At 71.3% G+C, this 2,653-nt stretch carries 3 protein-coding genes; 1 reads left to right on the top strand and 2 read right to left on the bottom strand.

Features of this window, described 5'->3' with window-relative positions:
- Positions 1–129: 129 nt before the first annotated feature.
- The gene (locus tag M3Q23_18850; GenBank protein ID MDP9344109.1) at positions 130–1,416 is read right to left on the bottom strand and encodes a helix-turn-helix domain-containing protein; all 1,287 of its coding nucleotides are present in this window, start codon (positions 1,414–1,416) and stop codon (positions 130–132) included.
- Positions 1,417–1,743: 327 nt separating this feature from the next.
- Here M3Q23_18850 and M3Q23_18845 point away from each other — a divergent pair, with 327 nt between their 5' ends.
- The gene (locus tag M3Q23_18845) at positions 1,744–2,103 is read left to right on the top strand and encodes a hypothetical protein (protein MDP9344108.1); all 360 of its coding nucleotides are present in this window, start codon (positions 1,744–1,746) and stop codon (positions 2,101–2,103) included.
- On the opposite strand, the gene M3Q23_18840 is transcribed toward M3Q23_18845, so the two are convergent.
- A partial coding sequence (locus tag M3Q23_18840; protein MDP9344107.1) for a hypothetical protein occupies positions 2,100–2,653 on the bottom strand: 554 nt, incomplete at its 5' end. The two genes, M3Q23_18845 and M3Q23_18840, sit on opposite strands and share 4 nt — an antisense overlap.

Raw genomic sequence — 2,653 nt, 5'->3', positions numbered from 1 at the left:
CGCCGGAGCTTCCGGTTCCGGGCCAGGGCGAGCCGCGGTCCTCACGGGGTCAACTGTACGGTGGGCCTCCCCGGTGTGCGGGGACCGGGACGACCGAGACGACCGAGAGGGAAGGGCGAACGGTGCGGGTCAGGGCCGCGCGCGGCTGGTGCCGAGCGCCTCGAGGCCCGTGCGGAACGATTCCACGGCCCGCTCCAGCTGGCCGTCGGAGAGGTCGAGCTCGCCCACCTCCCGCCAGCACGACGCCAGCTGCTGTCGCGCGCCGTGCTTCTCGAACAGGTCGCCGGCCAGGAGGAACGCCCGCCTGGCATCGTCGACCCGTCCCAGGCCGGTGAGGGCCCGGCCCTTCACGAACAGGGTCTTGGCCACGTCGATGTCGTCGTCTCCGGCCCCCACGATGGCGCGCTCCGCGAACGCCACGGCTTCCCGGTAGCGGCCTTCCAGCAGCGCCAGGCGAGCCCGCTCCGAGTGCACGAAGGCGAGGTGCCTGGTGGCGGAGGCGTTCTGGAGCCATGACTCCGCCGCGTCGAGGTGCTCGTGCGCCTCGCCCAGCCGGGGTGGGTCCGATTCCAGGCACAGGAACGCGTAGTTGGTGTGGAGCCTGGCCACGTTTCGGAGGTCCTCCAGCTCCTCCATCAGCATGCGGGCCCTCGTGGCGAAGTCCAGGGCCTCCTGCCACCGCTTGGCCTCCGCCATGACCCGGCTGGCGTCCCACAGGACGTTGGCCCGGATCTCCGGAGGAGCGCCGAGGTCGGCCGCGGCCAGAGCCCGCTCGGCCGCTCGCTCGGCCCGGTGGATGTCGCCCCTCTCGAAGTAGATCGAGATCAGCACGGCGTGGAGCTCCGCGACCACGCCCGGGTCGAGCGGAAGACCGCCGCCCCGGGACAGGAACGACTCCACCACCTCCGCGGCGTAGGTGAGGTCGCCGACGTTCCGGTACGCCCGGCCCACCCCGGACACCGCCATGCCGGCATCCCGCTCCGAGAGGTGGCCGCCTTCCAGCGCTTCCTCGTAGGCGTCGATGGCCGCCCGGAACCGCGTTTGCGCCATGAGGGCCTCACCCAGGAGCACGCAGGCCTGGGCCCGCACGACGGCCAGCCCGTACTCCTCGGCCTCCGAACGCGCGGACCGGGTGGCTTCCTCGGCCTCGCGGGCATCGCCCAGGCGAAGGCTGCGGCGGGCGCCCTCCAGGCGATACCGGAGCACTTCCTCCATCCCCTCGGGGACCCCGGTAGCGAGGAACTCCGGCGCCACCCCCAACCGCTCCGCGAAGAAGGCCAGGGCCTCCGGCGACGGCCGCCGCTTCCCGGATTCGATCTGGCTGACGTAGCTGACGGTGTACCGAGGCCGGGCCAGGGCCGTCTTGGTCATCTCCGCCCGCACCCGAAGGGCCCGGAATCGCCCCGCGAGATCCATGGTGCCCACTCTACCGTGGTACGAGCCTCGTTAACAGTATTTCTTGACTCTCAGTTAATGTTCCGAGTACCATCCGCGCGCCAGTCACAGGAGGAGGGAGGAACGGGTGAAGCGGCTTTGGACCATCGGGCTAGTCCTTCTCACCTTGCTCGCGGTGTTGATGGCGGGCGGCGCGAACTTCGAGTGGCACTGAGACCTCCTGTCGGGGAGCTCCGCTTGGGGGGTAGGGCTCCCACGACCAGGGGAACCGGTCGAGAAGCGGCCCCTCCCCAGACGGGGGCGTGGCCGCTTCCGTCCGGTGTTCCGTCCGGTGGTGCAAGGAGTCCCTTGACCTCGCTTCGGGTCCTGATCGCGTCCCCTGACGACGAGCTCCGCGCCCGGGTGGCCTCCGTCGTGGCGACCACCCGGCACGAGGTGGCACTCCAGTACTCGAGCCCCTTCGACGCGCTGGAGGCCTGCCTGGAAGAGCGCGTGGACGTCGCCGTCCTGGACGAGGCCCTGCGCTCCATGCGTGGATCCGAGCTGGCGTCGGTCCTGCGGGACCTTCGCTCCAAGGTCGTCACCATCGTGCTGCATCGGGACGACCTGTCCGGGGACGAGGGGCTGCTGGCCCTGAACCCGGCCAGGGAAGGTTTCGACAAGGCCCTCGCCAACGTCCTCCAGGACGCCGGCAGCCGGGCTCGCTAGGCGGGATCGACGCCCGGGAGGCGCAGCTCGACGGCCCGCCACAGGTACCAGGCCGCCACCGTCCGGTACGGACGGAACCGCTCCCCTTCCTGCTGGAGCTGTCGCGCCGTGGGAAGCCCGGGAAGCCCGTACGCGAGCGCATAGCCCTTCCGGACCCCGTAGTCGTCCACCGGCCACACGTCCGGGCGGCGGAGCTGGAAGATCAGGAACATCTCGGCCGTCCACCGGCCGATCCCCCGGACCAGGCTGAGGCGCTCCACGATCACGTCGTCCTTCAGCCGGTTGATCCCATCGAGCGGGACCGTGCCGTCGGCGACCTTCGCTGCCAGGTCGCGGATCGAGGCGATCTTGTTCCGGGACAGCCCCGCCGTGCGGAGGTCCTGGTCCGGGACCGCCAGCACCGCCTCGGGGGTGATGGTGCCGTCGAACAGCGCGGCGACCCTGCCCCAGATGGCGGCGGCCGCCGCGCCGGCCAGCTGCTGGTAGACGATGGTCTCGGCCAGGTCGACGAAGTGGTCCGGGTCGCGAGGCGGGCGGATCCGGACGGGAC

This window comes from Actinomycetota bacterium (assembly GCA_030774015.1).
GTDB lineage: Bacteria > Actinomycetota > UBA4738 > UBA4738 > JACQTL01 > JALYLZ01.
The sequence above is the reverse complement of the archived record's forward strand: the minus strand, read 5'-3'. Positions and strand labels throughout refer to the sequence as shown.